The 15,841-nt window shown below is 64.1% G+C and carries 17 protein-coding genes; 15 read left to right on the plus strand and 2 right to left on the minus strand.

Annotation, left to right across the window (positions count from 1 at the left end; all coding sequences use genetic code 11):
* Nucleotides 1-146: 146 nt before the first annotated feature.
* The 3 genes from phnD to phnE (YY7_RS0123045) all read left to right on the plus strand — a co-directional run bounded on the left by phnD (nucleotide 147) and on the right by phnE (YY7_RS0123045) (nucleotide 2,903).
* Entirely contained in the window at nucleotides 147-1,082 is a 936-nt protein-coding gene (phnD, locus tag YY7_RS0123035) for a phosphonate ABC transporter substrate-binding protein (RefSeq protein WP_028165302.1), read from the plus strand.
* A 91-nt stretch (nucleotides 1,083-1,173) separates the two neighbouring features.
* Nucleotides 1,174-2,058: a phosphonate ABC transporter, permease protein PhnE gene (gene phnE / locus YY7_RS0123040; RefSeq protein WP_028165303.1), complete on the plus strand. Its 885-nt coding sequence runs from the start codon at nucleotides 1,174-1,176 to the stop codon at nucleotides 2,056-2,058.
* Complete coding sequence (gene phnE / locus YY7_RS0123045; RefSeq protein ID WP_028165304.1) at nucleotides 2,055-2,903, plus strand: phosphonate ABC transporter, permease protein PhnE; 849 nt, start codon at nucleotides 2,055-2,057, stop codon at nucleotides 2,901-2,903. Before phnE (YY7_RS0123040) ends, phnE (YY7_RS0123045) begins: the two co-directional genes overlap by 4 nt.
* Before the next feature lie 173 nt (nucleotides 2,904-3,076).
* Here the strand turns inward: phnE (YY7_RS0123045) and phnF are convergent, their stop codons facing one another.
* Nucleotides 3,077-3,808: a phosphonate metabolism transcriptional regulator PhnF gene (gene phnF / locus YY7_RS0123050; RefSeq protein WP_028165305.1), complete on the minus strand. Its 732-nt coding sequence runs from the start codon at nucleotides 3,806-3,808 to the stop codon at nucleotides 3,077-3,079.
* A gap of 113 nt (nucleotides 3,809-3,921) precedes the next feature.
* Here phnF and phnG point away from each other — a divergent pair, with 113 nt between their 5' ends.
* From phnG to YY7_RS0123100, 10 genes are all read left to right on the plus strand, one after another.
* Nucleotides 3,922-4,383: a phosphonate C-P lyase system protein PhnG gene (gene phnG / locus YY7_RS0123055; RefSeq protein ID WP_028165306.1), complete on the plus strand. Its 462-nt coding sequence runs from the start codon at nucleotides 3,922-3,924 to the stop codon at nucleotides 4,381-4,383.
* 4 nt (nucleotides 4,384-4,387) lie between these two features.
* Entirely contained in the window at nucleotides 4,388-4,993 is a 606-nt protein-coding gene (gene phnH, locus YY7_RS0123060) for a phosphonate C-P lyase system protein PhnH (RefSeq protein WP_028165307.1), read from the plus strand.
* Nucleotides 4,994-4,995: 2 nt separating this feature from the next.
* Nucleotides 4,996-6,099 (plus strand): carbon-phosphorus lyase complex subunit PhnI, encoded by a 1,104-nt coding sequence (locus YY7_RS0123065; RefSeq protein ID WP_028165308.1) that lies wholly within the window; start codon nucleotides 4,996-4,998, stop codon nucleotides 6,097-6,099.
* Complete coding sequence (locus YY7_RS0123070; protein WP_028165309.1) at nucleotides 6,096-6,980, plus strand: alpha-D-ribose 1-methylphosphonate 5-phosphate C-P-lyase PhnJ; 885 nt, start codon at nucleotides 6,096-6,098, stop codon at nucleotides 6,978-6,980. The genes YY7_RS0123065 and YY7_RS0123070 overlap by 4 nt, the downstream gene beginning before the upstream one ends.
* A complete protein-coding gene (gene phnK / locus YY7_RS0123075) occupies nucleotides 6,973-7,773 on the plus strand; it encodes a phosphonate C-P lyase system protein PhnK (RefSeq protein ID WP_028165310.1) in 801 nt (266 codons plus the stop codon). The genes YY7_RS0123070 and phnK overlap by 8 nt, the downstream gene beginning before the upstream one ends.
* 8 nt (nucleotides 7,774-7,781) lie before the next feature.
* Nucleotides 7,782-8,480 carry a phosphonate C-P lyase system protein PhnL gene (gene phnL, locus YY7_RS0123080; protein ID WP_028165311.1) on the plus strand — a complete coding sequence of 233 codons (699 nt, stop codon included), beginning with the start codon at nucleotides 7,782-7,784 and terminating at the stop codon, nucleotides 8,478-8,480.
* Between the two features lie 10 nt (nucleotides 8,481-8,490).
* Nucleotides 8,491-9,642 carry an alpha-D-ribose 1-methylphosphonate 5-triphosphate diphosphatase gene (locus YY7_RS0123085; RefSeq protein WP_028165312.1) on the plus strand — a complete coding sequence of 384 codons (1,152 nt, stop codon included), beginning with the start codon at nucleotides 8,491-8,493 and terminating at the stop codon, nucleotides 9,640-9,642.
* Complete coding sequence (phnN, locus tag YY7_RS0123090; RefSeq protein ID WP_028165313.1) at nucleotides 9,639-10,235, plus strand: phosphonate metabolism protein/1,5-bisphosphokinase (PRPP-forming) PhnN; 597 nt, start codon at nucleotides 9,639-9,641, stop codon at nucleotides 10,233-10,235. Before YY7_RS0123085 ends, phnN begins: the two co-directional genes overlap by 4 nt.
* Nucleotides 10,236-10,248: 13 nt before the next feature.
* Nucleotides 10,249-10,860 carry a pyridoxamine 5'-phosphate oxidase family protein gene (locus YY7_RS0123095; RefSeq protein ID WP_028165314.1) on the plus strand — a complete coding sequence of 204 codons (612 nt, stop codon included), beginning with the start codon at nucleotides 10,249-10,251 and terminating at the stop codon, nucleotides 10,858-10,860.
* 295 nt (nucleotides 10,861-11,155) lie between these two features.
* Nucleotides 11,156-12,289 carry a GGDEF domain-containing protein gene (locus tag YY7_RS0123100; protein ID WP_028165315.1) on the plus strand — a complete coding sequence of 378 codons (1,134 nt, stop codon included), beginning with the start codon at nucleotides 11,156-11,158 and terminating at the stop codon, nucleotides 12,287-12,289.
* A 328-nt stretch (nucleotides 12,290-12,617) separates the two neighbouring features.
* Here the strand turns inward: YY7_RS0123100 and YY7_RS0123105 are convergent, their stop codons facing one another.
* Nucleotides 12,618-13,751, minus strand: a complete 1,134-nt coding sequence (locus YY7_RS0123105; protein ID WP_028165316.1) for a helix-turn-helix transcriptional regulator — start codon at nucleotides 13,749-13,751, stop codon at nucleotides 12,618-12,620.
* A 101-nt stretch (nucleotides 13,752-13,852) separates the two neighbouring features.
* On the opposite strand from YY7_RS0123105, the gene YY7_RS63325 reads away from it, so the two are divergent.
* Nucleotides 13,853-14,479, plus strand: a complete 627-nt coding sequence (locus YY7_RS63325; protein WP_245287357.1) for a DUF1127 domain-containing protein — start codon at nucleotides 13,853-13,855, stop codon at nucleotides 14,477-14,479.
* Between the two features lie 179 nt (nucleotides 14,480-14,658).
* Complete coding sequence (locus tag YY7_RS58340; protein ID WP_080663809.1) at nucleotides 14,659-15,249, plus strand: LGFP repeat-containing protein; 591 nt, start codon at nucleotides 14,659-14,661, stop codon at nucleotides 15,247-15,249.
* Nucleotides 15,250-15,841: the final 592 nt, after the last annotated feature.

Genomic DNA, 15,841 nt, shown 5'->3' on the forward strand with positions numbered 1-15,841 from the left:
CAGGGAAAGCCGCTGCAGGTGCAGTCGGCCTTTAGAGCATGGTCCGGAAAAGTGGAAACCGGCCGTGTTCAAACAAGAGATGAGATCACGATCCCGTTGCGTCTCGGATCGTGATCCAGGCGCTACCATAACAGCAGGGGTAAACCATGATCACTCGTCGCATCGTTCTCGCCGGCGCTGCCGCGCTCGCGCTCACCGCGTCCGCGTCGGCGCAGGACTGGAAGGCCAAATATCCGGAGCTGACCTTCGCGGTCGTGCCGGCTGAAAACGCGTCCGGTGTTACCGAGCGCTGGACGCCGTTCGTCAACTATCTCTCCAAGGAACTCGGCGTGAAGGTCACGCTGCGCATCGCCAACGACTATGCTGCGGTGATCGAAGGCCAGCGCTCCGGCAACATCCAGATCGCCAGCTACGGTTCGGCCTCCTTCGCCCGCGCGCGGCTGACCGGCGTCAAGACCGACGCCTTCGCCAACGACATCAACGCCGACGGCTCGACCGGCTACTACTCGATGTTCTTCGTCAAGGCGACCAGCCCCTACAAGACCATCGAGGACGTGAAGGGCAAGAACCTCGGCCTCGTCGATCCGAACTCGACCTCCGGCAACAACGTGCCGCGCTTCGAGCTCAACAAGAAGGGCATTCCGGACGCCGAAGCCTATTTCAGCAAGGTTGTCTTCACCGGCAGCCACGAGAACGCGATGCTCGCGCTGTCGCAGGGCACGGTTGATGTCGCCGCCAACCAGTGGACCAGCGACGACGACTCCACGCTCGCCCAGATGCTGCACAAGGGCATGCTGAAGAACGCCGACGGCTCGCCGATGAAGAAAGAAGATTTCCGTATCATCAACAAGTCGGCCGAGATCATCAACGGACCCTATGCCTACAACTCCGATCTTCCCGACGATCTGAAGGCCGCGATCGCGAAAGCCTTCTTCGAAGCGCCGACCAAGGACAAGGCGGCGTTCGACAAGCTATCCGACGGCCAGAAGAAGGGCTTCCATCCCGCGACCACCAAGGATTGGGACGGCACGATCGAGCTGATCAAGTTCGTCGACACCCTGCGCAAGAAGAAGGCGTCCTGATCGGGTGACACGAACCACGCAGGCCGGGTCAATTGCGACCCGGCCTGTTTTCCGTTGAGGGCAAGCAGCAGATCCCAAGCAAGCAGAGCAGATGACCACCGCCGTATCCATCCTTCCCGCCCAGCAGCTCGCGGCGCTGAACGAGGCCTATCGCAAGGCGGTCGCGCGCAAGCGGCTGAAGACGATGCTGGCGGCAGCGGTGTTTGTCGCGGCGCTCGTCGTCGCTGGCATCGGCGCCGAAGTGAACCTGCGCACGCTCTTCGCCTATTTCGGCAACTTCGTCTCCTATTTCGACCGCATCCTCACGCTCGATAACGGCCAGCGGGTCTGGACCGATTTCGGCGAATGGTTCTGGGGCTGGAAGAATTGGCTGAAGCTGCTCGCCGAGACCATCTTGATCAGCTATGTCGGCACGCTGACCGGCGCCGTCCTTGCGCTTGCGTTGAACTTCTTCGTCGCCCAAAACACCTCGCCCGGGCCCTGGCTGCGCTTTGTCGTCCGCCGCCTGCTCGAATTTGCGCGCACCGTGCCCGCCATCGTGTTCGCGCTGGTGTTCGTGATCGCGTTCGGGCTCGGGCCGATGGCGGGCGTGCTCGCGATCGCCGTGCATTCCACGGGCGCGCTCGGCAAATTGTTCTCCGAGATCGTCGAGAATGCCGACATGAAGCCGGTGGAGGGCATCCGCTCGACCGGCGCGAGCTGGCTGTCCTGCATGCGGTTCGCCGTGCTGCCGCAGGTCTCGGCGGGCTATGCCAGCTATGCGCTGCTGCGCTTCGAGATCAATGTGCGCGAAGCGTCCGTGATGGGCTTTGTCGGCGCCGGCGGCATCGGGCAGGAGCTCGTGGTCGCGATTCGCAAATTCTATTATTCCGACGTCAGCGCCATCCTGGTCACCATCGTCCTGACCGTGTTCGTGATCGACATCACCACCGGCTGGCTGCGCGCAAAACTGTTCGGCAAGGAGGGGCGGGCATGAGCCAGTTGCCAAAGCCGGATTCGCAGGCGCTGCGGACGAAATACCCTGACGTTTTCGACCGCCCGGCCTCGGCGCGCCTCGCCACGCCCTTGATGCTGCTGGCGGCATTAGCGGTCTTCGCCTTCGGCCTGTTCGATCTCGATTTCTCGCCGACCAAGCTGGTGAGCGGCCTGCGTGAGCTCGGCTGGATCACGCTGATGATGGTCCCGCCCGATCCCGGCTCGTCGCTGCCGACCTATCTCTCCGCGCTCGGCGAGACGCTGTCGATCGCGCTGCTCGGCACGACGCTGGCCGCGTTCATGGCGCTGCCGGTCAGCCTGCTCGCCGCGCGCAACATCGTGCCCTCCGCCATCTTCCGTTTCCCGGTGCGACGTTTCCTGGATACGATCCGCGGCGTCGACACGCTGATCTGGGCCTTGGTGTGGATCAATGTCGTCGGTCTCGGCCCGTTCGCCGGCGTGCTCGCCATCGCGGTGTCGGATTTCGGCGCCTTCGGCAAATTGTTCTCCGAGGCCATTGAAGGCGCCGACAAGAAGCAGGTCGAGGGCATCAGAGCTTCCGGCGGCGGCGTCCTGCACGAGATCCGCTTCGGCCTGATCCCGCAGGTCCTGCCCGTGATCGCGGGTCAGGTGCTCTATTTCATCGAATCGAACACGCGTTCGGCCACGATCATCGGCATCGTCGGTGCCGGCGGCATCGGGCTGCAGCTCGCCGAACAAATCCGCGTGCTGGAATGGCAGAAGGTGTCGTTCCTGATCTTGATGATCCTGATCGCGGTCGCCGTGATCGACTGGATCTCGACCAAACTCCGCTTCGCCATCATCGGCCAGCGCGCGCTGGCGTAGGAGTCACCTCGCCCCGCTCTTGCGGGGAGAGGTCGGCGCGAAGCGCCGGGTGAGGGGCCTCTCCGCGCACTCTCGCCTATCGAATTTGCAGAAGCAGCCCCTCACCCTAACCCGCGCAGAGTGAGCTTTGCTCGTCTCGCCCCCGCGAAGAGCGGGGAGAGGAAAGAACTGGATTACCCGTTCTCCACCAAGAACTCCACGCGCTCCGCCGCAAAACGGGAGCGCTTTGTCACCAGCGGCTTGTCGTCCGGATCGACGTCGGTCGAGTCGACCACGAGGATCGGGCGGCCGAGCGCCAGGTCGAGCCGCGCGGCGTCGGTGGCGTCGACGATGCCGGCGGTGATCCGCGTCGAGGCGCGGCGGTAGTCGCGGATGCCGAAATGTTCGAGCAGTTTCGTCATCGAGCGGACGCTGGCGAACACCTCTCCCGCGCCCGGAAAGCGCTCGGTCGAAAGCCAGGAGGTGGAGACGCAGATCGGCGCACGGTCGGCGAACCGCAGCGACTCGATCCGGACCAGTGGAGCGCCGACCTTCAGTCCGAGTTCCCGCGCCAATTCCCGGCTCGCCACGTCTTCCGAGGCATCGATCAATTGCCCGCGTGGCTCGCGGCCGCCGGCGCCGACGATCTCCGAGAACCGCGTGCGCGAGCGCAGCGGATAGGCGATTTTCTGCACCTCGACATAAGTGCCGCTGCCGCGTTCGGCACGCACCAGTCCGCGCTCGGCGAGCGCCGCCAGGGCGCGCCGCACCGTGTGCCGGTTCACGCGGTAGGTCTCCGCAATCTCCATCTCGCCCGGCAGCTTCTCGCCGGCGGCAAAGCGGCCCTCGGCGATGCCGCGCTCGATGCCGTCGGCGACCAGGCGCCACAGCGCGACGCCCGATGAGGCGGTGTCCTGCACACTCATATCGGAAACCCAGTCCTGTCGAAAATCATGCCTCTGTCATGAAACAGTCATGGCGTTTGCTTATCAAGTTGTCTAGTATCATAGACAACTTCAGTCAGGCAAGGTTCCGCGAGATGACGAAGACCGAGCAAGACAGCAGGCGGGCGCAGCGCCGGGCGGGAATGGCGGTGCTCGCCCAGTCGGACGCTGCCGACATTTCGGCCCGGCTCAGCGAGATGGCGCTGCCCGCTCACAAGACCCTGCGTGAACCGGAAAACGGTCTCGTCATGGTGCGCGGCCGGGTCGGCGGCGATGGCGCGCCCTTCAATATCGGCGAGGCGACTGTCTCGCGCGCGGCGGTGCTGCTTTCGACCGGCCAGGTCGGTTTCGGCTACACGCTCGGACGCGACCATGAGAAGGCGCGGCTGATCGCGTTGTGCGACGCCATGGCGCAATCGGACGATTTTGCCGATGCGGTCGAGCAGGAGGTGATCGCGCCGCTGCGCACGGCCATGATCGCCAAGCGGGACCGGGTGGCCGCGGAGACGGCGGCGACGCGGGTTGATTTCTATACGATGGTGCGCGGTGAGGGCTGAAGACATGACGGCGATTGCCGAACTGCCGCCGGGCTTCTCCGACAAGGTCTTGTCGGCGCAGGCGACATTCCGTTCCGTAATGAACGCGATGGCGCGTCCGGGGAAGGTCGAGCGAATCGCGGCGTCGGCCGGCGCGCCTGATGGCGTGATGCACGGCGCGGCCGCGATCGCGCTGACGCTGTTCGATCACGATACGCCGATCTGGCTCGACGGCGCGATGTCGACCCCCGAAGTCGCCAAATGGCTCAAGTTCCATACCGGCGCGCCCATCACCGGCGATCCCGCGATTGCAAGCTTTGCGCTGATCGGCGATCCCGAGAATCTTCCCGCGCTCGATCGTTTCGCGCTCGGCAGCGGTGAATATCCCGATCGCTCGACCACGCTGATCCTGCAGATTGGCAGCCTCTCGCAAGGCGCGGCCTACGAACTGCGCGGCCCGGGCATCGACGGCTCCACCGTGCTGACAGCGACGATCGAGCCGCACGACCTGTTCGACCAACTCGCCGTCAACGCCACGCTGTTCCCGCGCGGCATCGACGTCGTGCTGGTCGCGGGTGATGAGATTGTTGCGATCCCGCGCACCACGCGGCTCGCTCATGGGAAGGACTGACGATGTACGTTGCGGTCAAGGGCGGCGAACGCGCCATCGAGAACGCCCATCGCCTGCTCGCGCATGAACGGCGCGGCGAGCGCGAGGTGCCGGAGCTTACGCTTGCGCAGATTTCCGAACAGCTTGCGCTCGGCGTCGATCGCGTGATGGCGGAAGGTTCGCTCTATGACCGCGAGCTGGCCGCGCTCGCGATCAAGCAGGCGCGCGGCGACCTGATCGAGGCGATCTTCCTGGTTCGCGCCTTCCGCGCCACGCTGCCGCGCTTCGGCGCCACCGAGCCGGTCGATACCGGCAACATGCAGATCCGCCGCCGCATCTCCGCGACCTTCAAGGACATTCCCGGCGGCCAGATCCTCGGCCCCACCTTCGACTACACTCACCGCCTGCTCGACCCGCAGCTTGCCGAGGGTTTTGTGCCGGAGGCGCCTGCGACCGGCGAAACATCGTCCGCCGAGACGCCGCGCGTCACCGACATCCTCGCTCACGATGGTCTGATCGAAGCGTCGCCGCCGGCAGAAGCGGACGCGCCGATCGGCGATCTCACGCGCGAGCCGCTCAGCTTCCCCGCCGACCGCGATCTGCGGCTGCAGAATCTCGCGCGCGCCGACGAAGGTTTCCTGCTCGCGCTCGGCTACTCCACCCAGCGTGGCTATGGCCGCAACCATCCCTTCGCCGGCGAGATCCGCTTCGGCGAGGTCGATGTCGAATTCTTCGCCGAGGATGCGGGTTTTGCCGTTCCACTCGGGAGAATCGAACTCACCGAGTGCCAGATGGTCAATCAGTTCAAGGGCTCGGCGACGGAAGCGCCGTGCTTCACCCGCGGCTACGGGCTGGCCTTCGGCCAGAGCGAGCGCAAGACCATGTCGATGGCGCTGGTCGATCGTGCACTGCGCGCGCGCGAGCTCGGGGAGGAGGTGAGGGCGCCGGCGCAGGACGAGGAATTCGTGATGTCGCATTCCGACAATGTGCAGGCGACCGGCTTCGTCGAGCATCTCAAGCTGCCGCATTATGTCGACTTCCAGTCCGAGCTCGGCCTGCTGCGCAGGCTGCGCAAGGAATTCACTGACGCCAACGCATCGGAGCCGCTGCAGGAGGCCGCCGAATGAACGCGCCGTCGTATAATTTCGCCTATCTCGACGAACAGACCAAGCGGATGATCCGCCGCGCGATCCTGAAGGCGATCGCGATCCCCGGCTACCAGGTGCCGTTCGCGAGCCGCGAGATGCCGATGCCCTATGGCTGGGGCACCGGCGGCGTGCAAGTGACCGCCGCGATCCTCGGCCCCGATGACGTCTTGAAGGTGATCGACCAGGGCTCGGACGATACGACGAATGCGATCTCGATCCGCAAATTCTTCGGCAAGACCGCGGGCGTCGCGACCACGACGTCGACCACGGAAGCAACCGTAATCCAGACTCGCCACCGCATCCCAGAGGCGTCGCTGCATGAGGGGCAGGTGCTGGTCTATCAGGTGCCGATCCCCGAGCCGCTGCGCTTCCTCGAGCCGCGCGAGACCGAGACGCGGCGCATGCATGCACTCGCCGAATACGGCTTGATGCATGTCAAGCTGTACGAGGACATCGCGCGCTTCGGCCATATCGCCACCGCCTATGCCTATCCGGTGAAGGTGAACGCGCGCTATGTGATGGACCCGTCGCCGACGCCGAAATTCGACAATCCGAAGATGGACAATTGCGCGGCGCTGCAATTGTTCGGCGCCGGCCGCGAGAAGCGCATCTATGCGATCCCGCCCTACACGACCGTGGTCTCGCTCGATTTCGAGGACCATCCGTTCAAGCCCTACCGCTTCGACGCGCCGTGCGCGCTCTGCGGCGCGGAGAATTCCTATCTCGACGAGATCGTCACCGACGACAAGGGCGGGCGGATGTTCGTCTGCTCCGATACCGACTATTGCGAGCAGCGCCAGGCCGAAGGCCATCGCGGCCACCAGAGCGCAGCGCCGCACAAGGAGAGGGCGCATGTCTGAGCCGGTGACCACGCCCGACGACGATCAGCCGCTCTTGATTGCGGACGGCCTGTCGAAGAATTTCGGCCGGCTGGCCGCCTGCCGCGACGTGTCGTTCTCGCTCCATCCCGGCGAGGTGCTGGCGATCGTCGGCGAGTCCGGCTCGGGCAAGTCGACCTTGCTGCAACTATTGTCGGCCCAGCTTGCGCCGAGCGCGGGCAGCGTGTCCTATCGCATGCGCGATGGTGTGCTGCGTGATCTTGCTTCGCTCGGCGAAGCCGAGCGGCGCTTCCTGTTCCGCACCGATTGGGGCTATGTGCACCAGGATCCCGCACAGGGCCTGCGCATGGCGGTCTCCGCCGGCGCCAATGTCGGCGAGCGGCTGATGGCGATCGGCTGGAATCACTATGGCCGCATCCGCGACACCGCAACGACATGGCTCGAGCGCGTCGAGATCGACGTCGGCCGCATCGACGATGCGCCGAAGACCTATTCGGGCGGTATGCGGCAGCGCCTGCAGATCGCGCGCAACCTCGTCACTGCGCCGCGGCTGGTGTTCATGGACGAGCCGACCGGTGGGCTCGACGTCTCCGTGCAGGCCCGCCTGCTCGACCTCATGCGCAATCTCGTCAGCGAGCTCAACCTCGCCGCCATCGTCGTCACCCACGACCTCGCGGTGGCGCGCCTATTGTCACACCGGGTGATGGTGATGAAGGGCGGCCGCGTCATCGAGACCGGCCTGACCGACCAGGTGCTCGATGATCCACGCGAGCCCTACACCCAGCTGCTCGTTTCCTCGATCCTGCCGCCATGAGGGCACCGATGACTGCGATGATCGAAATCTCCAACGCGGCAAAGACCTTCACCATGCATCTGCAGGGCGGGGTCGAACTGCCTGTCGTGAGCAACGTCTCGTTCCATGTCGAACCGGGCGAATGCGTCGTGCTGTCCGGGCCGTCAGGGGCCGGCAAGTCGTCGATCCTGAAGATGATCTTCGGCAACTATCGCTGCGATGCTGGGCGGATCGGCATCCGCCACCAGGGCAAGGTGATCGATCTTTCCAGCGCCGAGCCGCGGCAGGTCCTGACCATGCGCCGCGCCACCGTCGGTTATGTCAGCCAGTTCCTGCGCGCCGTGCCGCGGGTCGCGACCATCGATGTCGTGGCCGAGCCGCTCGTCGCTGGCGGCACGCCGCGTGCCGAGGCGCGCGACAAGGCCGCCGCGCTGCTCCGCCGTCTCAACATCCCCGAGCGGCTGTGGCGGCTGCCGCCCTCGACGTTCTCCGGCGGCGAGCAGCAACGCGTCAACATCGCCCGCGGCTTCGTGTCCGATCTGCCGATCCTGCTGCTGGACGAGCCGACGGCCTCGCTCGATGCGGCCAACCGCGCCGTGGTGGTAGAACTGATCGACGAGAAGAAACGCCGCGGCGTCGCAATGGTCGCGATCGTGCATGACGATGAAATCCGTCATCTGATTGCAGACCGAATCGTGGATGTCACGTCATTCGCTGCGGCGGCATGAGAGGGGTGAGATGACCGCAAGAGAGACCATCATCGGCAATGCGCGCCTTGTGCTGGCCGATCGCGTCATCGAGCGCGGTTGGGTCGCGCTCGCCGATGGCCGCATTGCCGAATTCGGTGAGGGGAGCGCCCCCGATGGCAGCGAGGATGCCGGCGGCGATCTCATCATGCCGGGCATGATCGAGCTGCACACCGATCACCTCGAAGCCCATTACGTGCCGCGCCCGAAAGTGTTCTGGAATCCGGTTGCCTCCGTCATCTCCTATGACGCGCAGCTTGCGACCTCGGGCATCACCACGGTCCTCGATTCGCTCCGGGTCTGGCGCGAGGACGGTGCCGAGGATGTCGACGGCCGCGCCGGCATTCTGGCGGCGGCGATCTCGGCGGCGCGCGAGGGCAATCTGCTCCGTGCGGATCACTTCCTGCACCTGCGCTGCGAAATCCCGATGCCCGATGTGGTGGCCGAGGCGAAAGAGCTGATCGACCGGCCCGACGTCCGCCTGATGTCGCTGATGGATCACACCCCGGGCCAGCGCCAGTTCCGCGACGAAGTGAAGCTGCGCGACTACTATCGCGGCAAGGGCGGCGGCATGACCGACGCCCAGCTCGACGAGCTCTTCGCCCGGCGTTTCGCCAACCAAAAGGCCTATGCCGCCACCAACATGCGCGCCATCGTCGCGCTCGCGCATGAATACAATATCCCGCTCGCGAGCCACGACGACACCACCGAGGAGAACGTCGTCGACGCCGTGCGCGACCGCGTCTCGGTCGCGGAATTCCCGACCACGATGGAAGCCGCCCGCGGCCTGCACGCGGCCGGCATCGACATCCTGATGGGCGCGCCCAACGTGGTGCGCGGCGGCTCGCATTCCGGCAATATCGCCGCCGTCGATCTCGCCCGCGAGGGGTTGCTCGATATCCTGTCGTCCGACTACATTCCTTCGAGCCTGTTGATGGCGGCGCTGCAATTGCCGCGGCATGTCCCGGCGATTGATCTCGCCTCCGCGGTGCGCACGGTCACGAAGACGGCGGCCGAGGCGGTGGGGCTCACGGACCGCGGCGAGATCGCGGTCGGCAAGCGCGCCGACCTGATCCGCGTGCACATCGCGCGCGACCTCCCGGTGGTGCGCAGTGTCTGGCGGGAAGGGGAGCGGGTCGCATGACGGAAGCACAGGCAATCGCAATCGACACACCCATAGCCATCGGCCCCGGCCGCCTGGTGCTGGTGGTCGGCCCGAGCGGCGCCGGCAAGGATACGCTGCTCGGGCTCGCCAAGGCGGCCTGTGCCGAGGACGGCAATGCGGTCTTCGCGCGCCGCGTGATCACGCGCGCCTCCTCGGCATCCGAGGACAATGAGGAGGTCAGCGCGGACGCGTTTGCCGAGGCAGTCGCGCGCGGCGACTATGCCATGCATTGGGAGGCACATGGCCACAGCTATGCGCTGCCGCGCGCGGTCGACGAGGATCTGCGCGCCGGCCGCACCGTGATCGCCAACGTCTCGCGCACGGTGATATCGGTAGCCCGCCGCGCCTACGCCAATGTCGTCGTGGTCCAGATCACCGCGCCGCCGAACGTGCTGGCCGAACGGCTCGCAATGCGCGGACGCGTGAGCGACGGACGGATCGAGCATCGGCTCGGCCGCACCGTCGATGAGACGACGGCCGCTCCCGACTTCACCATCGTCAATGTCGGCACCGCCGACTATCACGCGGGCCAGCTCGCGCGGATCATCAAGGGCAGCCGCTGGGACGAGTAAACAAGGGAAGCCGATGACAAATATCGCGACGATCGAGCAATTGGAGGCGATCTACGGCTTCCCCAACGATGCTTCCACCGTCAAGGTCGCCGATCGCGTCACGCCGCCCTATCGCATCCTGATCGAGACGTCGCCGTTCGCGGCGCTCGCCACCGTCGGTCCCGAAGGCATCGATTGCTCGCCGCGCGGCGACCTGCCCGGCTTCGTCCGCATCCATGACGAGAAGACGCTGATGATGCCAGACCGCCGCGGCAACAACCGCGTCGATTCGCTCCGCAACATCGTCCGCGACCCGCGCGTCGCGCTCTTGTTCCTGATCCCCGGCGCCGGCACCACGCTGCGCGTCAACGGCAGTGCCCATCTCTCCATCGATCCCGATTTGCTTGCCTTCTTCAAGATGGAAGGCAAGGCGCCGCGCTCCGTCATCGTCATGACCGTCGACGAGATCTACTTCCAGTGCGCCCGCGCGATCGTCCGCGCCGACCTCTGGAATCCCGACAAGCGCGTCGATCCCAGGACGTTGCCGACTCCGGGCCAGATCCTCGCTGGCATGAGCGAGGACAAGGTCGGCGGCGAAACCTACGACCGCGAATGGCCAGAGCGCGCCCGCCAGACGATGTGGTGACGTAGCCCCGCACAAAGCTCGCCGTCATTCCGGGGCGATGCCACCGGGTCCGCGCAAAGCGCGGCCCGATGACAGGCTCCGCATCGAGCCCGGAATCCATTTCTCCGCCTGCGTATGCGGCCCGATGGATTCCGGGTTCGCGCTTTGCGCGCCCCGGAATGACGGCGTTCCAGAACGGAGCTCCTGCTGCGGCTACCGCCGCCTTGATGGTCCCTTAAGCCTGTCATGAAGCAGGCAATGACCGGACCAATCCGCCTCACCGTTTCTTAGCAACTCCACGGCATGGTGCCGGTCCATGAGACTGACAGCCTTGTCCGGCGCCGTGCAGCCAGGCATTCGCCGCGAACTGATCAAATTGCTGTACACGTCGATGCCGCAAGTCATGGCGATCACCGTGACATCGGGCACCGGTGCGATCGCGCTTGCCCTGGTCAGCGGGGATATCGGCTATGCCTTGATTTCCTGTCTCATTCTGATCACCGCTGGCGCCCGGCTGTACAGCCTGCATCTCTATAAGCTGCGATCGACAAATTTTTCCGACGCGGACGTGCTGCGCTGGGAGCACATCTACGGCATCGGCGCGGTGGCGTTCTCGGTGGGGCTCGGCTTACTGTCATACCGCGCGCTCCGGCTCGGCGATGCGGCCGGGGCGTGGATCAGCTTCGGACTGTCGATGTCCTTCTGCGTCGGCATGGTGTCGCGCGCGGCGGTGCGTCCGTGGATCGTGCTGTCGGCATCGGCCGTGCTGTTCGCGCCGACCATCGTGGCGGGCCTGCTGCGGCCGGAGCTCGCCTACAAGCTCGGCTCCTGCATGCTGTTCCTGTTCTGGATCACGCTGCGCGAGGCCTCCCGCCATCTCAGCAAGGCCTTCATCGAGCGGCTGGAGGCCCAGCAGGCGCTGGCGCGCCAGGCCCATCATGATTTCCTCACCGGATTACCGAATCGTGTGGCGTTTCTCTCGGCGCTGGAGCAGGCGGCGGGGCGCATCGCCATCATCGCCATCGATCTTGATGGTTTCAAATCGGTGAATGACCGCCTCGGCCATCACGCCGGAGACGCGCTGCTCCGTCAGGTCGCCGAACGATTGACCCAGTGCATCGGACCGCAGGGCACCGTTGCCCGCTTCGGCGGCGATGAATTCATGCTGCTGCGTCCGGTGGAAGAGGGGCCGGCGGGGAAGGATGCGGCCGTGGCGCTCGCCAAGCGGGTGGTTGAGGCGCTGTCGCTGCCCTTCTTTGTCTCGCACGAGCCGGCACGGATCGGCGCCAGCGCCGGCATCCTGGTGACCGAGCTTGCCTCGGAGTCCGCGGTCGGCACGGCATCGTTGCTGGAGCAGGTCGACCGCGCGCTCTACGCCGCCAAGCGCGCCGGCGGCGGCCGCTGGCAATGGTCCGGCGATGAGGCCGCCGCGCTGGATCAGGCGGTTTGAATCATGGATCAGTTCGAACTGCATCGGTGCGCGAGACACCAGGACGTGTACTCATAAATCCCCGCGCCGCCGGTCAGCGCGATTGAGTTCCGCTGCGCCCCTGATAGCTGCCGCGATATCGGACCCCACTAGAGGTCCGAGTTGGGCCAGTAGGCGACATTGCAGCAATCTGTAGCTTCGCCTTCACGACTTCGTAGCCGCCGCGCTCGGGCGGGCTACGCGTGTTATCGCTCGCAGATTCCTCGCCCTGTCGCCTTCCTCCGTCAGAAGAAGCGGGAATGCTCTCAGAAGAAAATGGGTGCCACCGTCGAGCACGGAGCGATCATGCTCAACGCAGTAATGCAGTCGAATAACCAGCGACCAACCTGACCAGCTCCGTCTGCCGGGTCGTATTCGTCTTACCGTACAAGTGGTGGAGATGGGTCCTCACGGTTCCCTCCGAAATGCCCAGTACTTCCGCCACCTCCGAGGCATTGCCGACCTCGATAATGGCGAACAGCACGCGTAGCTCAGCGGGGGTCAATCGAAACTCTCGTGCCAGCGCCTCCGGCGGGGATGGCATATCGAGCGTTGCTCTGTGCACGAATACGACTGCGGTCGCAGAATAGACAGCGCCAGCGTTGCGCCGTGCCCCGGACGTGAGAGGCAGCACGTTGGCGACATAGCGCGCGCCGTCGCGCGCCTTCAGGGACATGGCAATACCCCTCCGGCCCACGGCCGCGTCGCCCTGGGCGGATCTGGCAAAGGTTTCCTGCAAGGCATGGTTGGCGACGGGGTCGATGGCGCCGAGTCGGCCGCCGGTTGCGCGCAGGACGCTCGCTTCACGCAGCAGCATCTGGCCGCTGGCATTGGCGTAAGCGATGTGTGACATCGCGTCGACGAGGAACATGCCGGCAGCCAGTGTATCCAAGCTATCGGCGAGCTGCGCCGCCTGCACCTTGTGCAGATCGATCACTTTGCCGATCAACAGTGCGCGACGAACATGCGGTGTGATTAGCTCGAAGCGTCGTCGCATCTCGTCGTCGACGAAGCCATCGTTCATGCGGCGAAACACCGAAAAGACAGCGCAACTTGTTGCGGACTTGTCCACGATGGTGAAGAGGCCATCGATGTGCCCCTGAGGCATCAACCATTCCTTGGCAAAGCGTGTCCGGCAGAATTCCTCGCGCGGGACGCAATCAGGAAAACAATGGGTTTCCCCCACGCCAAAAAGCAAGATTGTTGGGAACACCGGGTTCAGTTTGCAATATTTCTCGAGATAGAGCTGCGCATAGGGGGGCTCGGTACCCCAGTCGAAGTAGACGTGTGCGGTTTTGCTGACCGTATCCTGCGAAATAACGGTCGCCGTGCTGGCCTGAACGTATGCTCCGGCCTTCTCGAACACCGTCGGCCATAGCCCCGGGTCGAGCGAGGCGTCGTAGATGTCTCCAATAAGCCGCGAGACTCGCTCAACCTCTTCCATCAGCCCCTCTTGGGTTGATGCTTCTTGCTGACCGCTGCCGCGCGCAGCATCCAGTCGCCAACAGAACCCTAGCATAGCCACGCGCTCTGTGGAACGTGGCCATGTGGTTGACACGCTGTAACTTTCGGGCACGGCGCCGAGCTCTGGCCGACGCCGACCCGCCGGCTTTCCTCCGGATCAACGGTCTCTACGGTTCAGTAGATGCGCCCGACCAGCGAAGCCAGCTATTTACCCAGCAAGTCAGCGACACACCACTCTTTACAGCGCTTCGCGCAACGGATGATGCGCAAGCTTATGCGCGATGGAACGATTGTCGATCGTTGACGCAGACATGCTGCGGTGAACACAAACAGACGGAGGAGCAGGCAATGACGAAAGTCGACACCAGGGTGCCCGAGGCAAAATATAGAGACGAAGCAATAGAAGCTGGCGTTACTCGTGCACTTTCCGAACTTTGCCTGGTGAAGCAGTCCAGACAGGACACCGCCATGAGCACAATCCACAGGACCATCGAGTTGCGACCGGCAACCCCACAGCTGCAGGTCTACAGTCCTCTCGAAAAATATTGGAATGCATTTCAGGAGTGGCGCAAACGGGAAAAGCTGCGTACCCGATTGTGTCGCCTGACGGATAGCGAGCTTGCGGACATCGGTATCACGCGCGGTGAGATCGACTACGTTGCATCGCACCGAGGCATAGACCCGCGAAGCATCCGATCCGCCGGGTGAACGTCGTTGCCGGCCGGCCCGCAAAAGGCGGTTTTTCACCTAGGGCGATCACGCCTCCAAATCTCCGGCTTGGGTCATTCGCGTCGTTCTAGCCATCCGCCGATCAATTCCGGTCTACTCCGAAAGATATTACTTCACATAAACCTCAATTTTACGCCTTAACTCAATGGAGAGAACCCATGCCAGCAGTCTGTGGTGCGATCGGGGCTAAATGGCATCAACTTGGCGGACCAAACTCTTTCTTGGGCGAGCCGGTAGAAGACGAAACGGATTTCTCCGAGAATGGTCGCATCAGTGTTTTTCACGGAGGCAGTATCGTTTGGTGGCCAGACGTGGGGGCTTTCGCGATTGGTGAAATGTTTATCCACTACACCGGACTAAATTGCTTCCACGACACCAGCGGCGTCGGCTCCGATGAGCCCTATGCAGTTCTGGGTGTTTCGGTCCCCAATATGCCCGATCGATCGTTCAGAACCGTCATACATGGCGACGTCGACGGCAGCGACACGCGACCAGAGGTGATTGAACCTTACGGGGGACAGCCAAGGGGCATGGCAATTTCGTACTCACTCATGGAACATGACAGCGGCAATCCTGAACAATATCGCGACGCCATGCGTGGAGTGGCGTCGGCAGCGACAGGGGCAGCAGCCGAGGCTGTAAAATTTATCCCAAAGATTGGGCCGATCCTCGCATCAGCTGCTGGACCCTTGCTCGCGTTGCTTAATCCAACAATCTCCGATGCTCTCGTTTGCTTGGGCTGGCGATGACTTGATTGGTGAAGGCTCAATCGTGCTTTCGGCCAAAGAGATGGCGTCGAGACCAAATCAGGTCGAGAAGAATGTCGGGTTTAAGATTCCTTCGCCGCTTTTGCTCGGTGATGGCGGTAGCTACAGGATTTACTTTGGGGGTGTAATTGCGCCCTAGCGAGCGCTGATCGCGACGTGCTGCAGTTCCGGGCGCCCGCAGAATGACATCTCTCTGCTGGCGCCTGCTGACCCATTCCGCTGCCCGCGGTGGCAGCTTCATCCGAATAGCTCAGAGCGACTGGGATGTCCGCTCCCTACTCGATCTTGGCCATCGGGCGAGCCTTGGAGATGCCCGCAACGGGTGTGCGCCGTGACAAGGCGGCGCTTTCCAGTGGGTGCAAGTCCCACCCGGCAAACGCTCCAGCCGGAAGCAATCGGAGCAGTCATGGAGGTAACGAAGTGGCTGAAGCCTTCGATTAGCGTGTCACGAATTGGTGACAGCGCGAGTGTGCAGGCCGTAACGCGAGTGAACGCCGAGCAAGCCTCGAAAAGGACGATGCGCAGGCCGACCCGATGACCCTTTCGGGGAAGGCTGATACGGCTGGGGCGAAGT

It is taken from the genome of Bradyrhizobium elkanii WSM2783, from assembly GCF_000472865.1.
Lineage (GTDB): Bacteria > Pseudomonadota > Alphaproteobacteria > Rhizobiales > Xanthobacteraceae > Bradyrhizobium > Bradyrhizobium elkanii_A.

Bases quoted from the DNA above. Each gene is read 5' to 3' on its own strand.
- phnE (WP_028165304.1), top strand. From the start codon at position 2,055: ATGAGCCAGTTGCCAAAGCCGGATTCGCAGGCGCTGCGGACGAAATAC.
- phnD (WP_028165302.1), top strand. From the start codon at position 147: ATGATCACTCGTCGCATCGTTCTCGCCGGCGCTGCCGCGCTCGCGCTC.
- phnN (WP_028165313.1), top strand. From the start codon at position 9,639: ATGACGGAAGCACAGGCAATCGCAATCGACACACCCATAGCCATCGGC.
- phnF (WP_028165305.1), bottom strand. From the start codon at position 3,808: ATGAGTGTGCAGGACACCGCCTCATCGGGCGTCGCGCTGTGGCGCCTG.
- phnH (WP_028165307.1), top strand. From the start codon at position 4,388: ATGACGGCGATTGCCGAACTGCCGCCGGGCTTCTCCGACAAGGTCTTG.
- phnL (WP_028165311.1), top strand. From the start codon at position 7,782: ATGACTGCGATGATCGAAATCTCCAACGCGGCAAAGACCTTCACCATG.
- YY7_RS63325 (WP_245287357.1), top strand. From the start codon at position 13,853: ATGTGGTTGACACGCTGTAACTTTCGGGCACGGCGCCGAGCTCTGGCC.
- phnE (WP_028165303.1), top strand. From the start codon at position 1,174: ATGACCACCGCCGTATCCATCCTTCCCGCCCAGCAGCTCGCGGCGCTG.
- YY7_RS0123105 (WP_028165316.1), bottom strand. From the start codon at position 13,751: ATGGAAGAGGTTGAGCGAGTCTCGCGGCTTATTGGAGACATCTACGAC.
- phnK (WP_028165310.1), top strand. From the start codon at position 6,973: ATGTCTGAGCCGGTGACCACGCCCGACGACGATCAGCCGCTCTTGATT.
- YY7_RS58340 (WP_080663809.1), top strand. From the start codon at position 14,659: ATGCCAGCAGTCTGTGGTGCGATCGGGGCTAAATGGCATCAACTTGGC.
- YY7_RS0123100 (WP_028165315.1), top strand. From the start codon at position 11,156: ATGAGACTGACAGCCTTGTCCGGCGCCGTGCAGCCAGGCATTCGCCGC.
- YY7_RS0123065 (WP_028165308.1), top strand. From the start codon at position 4,996: ATGTACGTTGCGGTCAAGGGCGGCGAACGCGCCATCGAGAACGCCCAT.
- YY7_RS0123070 (WP_028165309.1), top strand. From the start codon at position 6,096: ATGAACGCGCCGTCGTATAATTTCGCCTATCTCGACGAACAGACCAAG.
- YY7_RS0123095 (WP_028165314.1), top strand. From the start codon at position 10,249: ATGACAAATATCGCGACGATCGAGCAATTGGAGGCGATCTACGGCTTC.
- YY7_RS0123085 (WP_028165312.1), top strand. From the start codon at position 8,491: ATGACCGCAAGAGAGACCATCATCGGCAATGCGCGCCTTGTGCTGGCC.
- phnG (WP_028165306.1), top strand. From the start codon at position 3,922: ATGACGAAGACCGAGCAAGACAGCAGGCGGGCGCAGCGCCGGGCGGGA.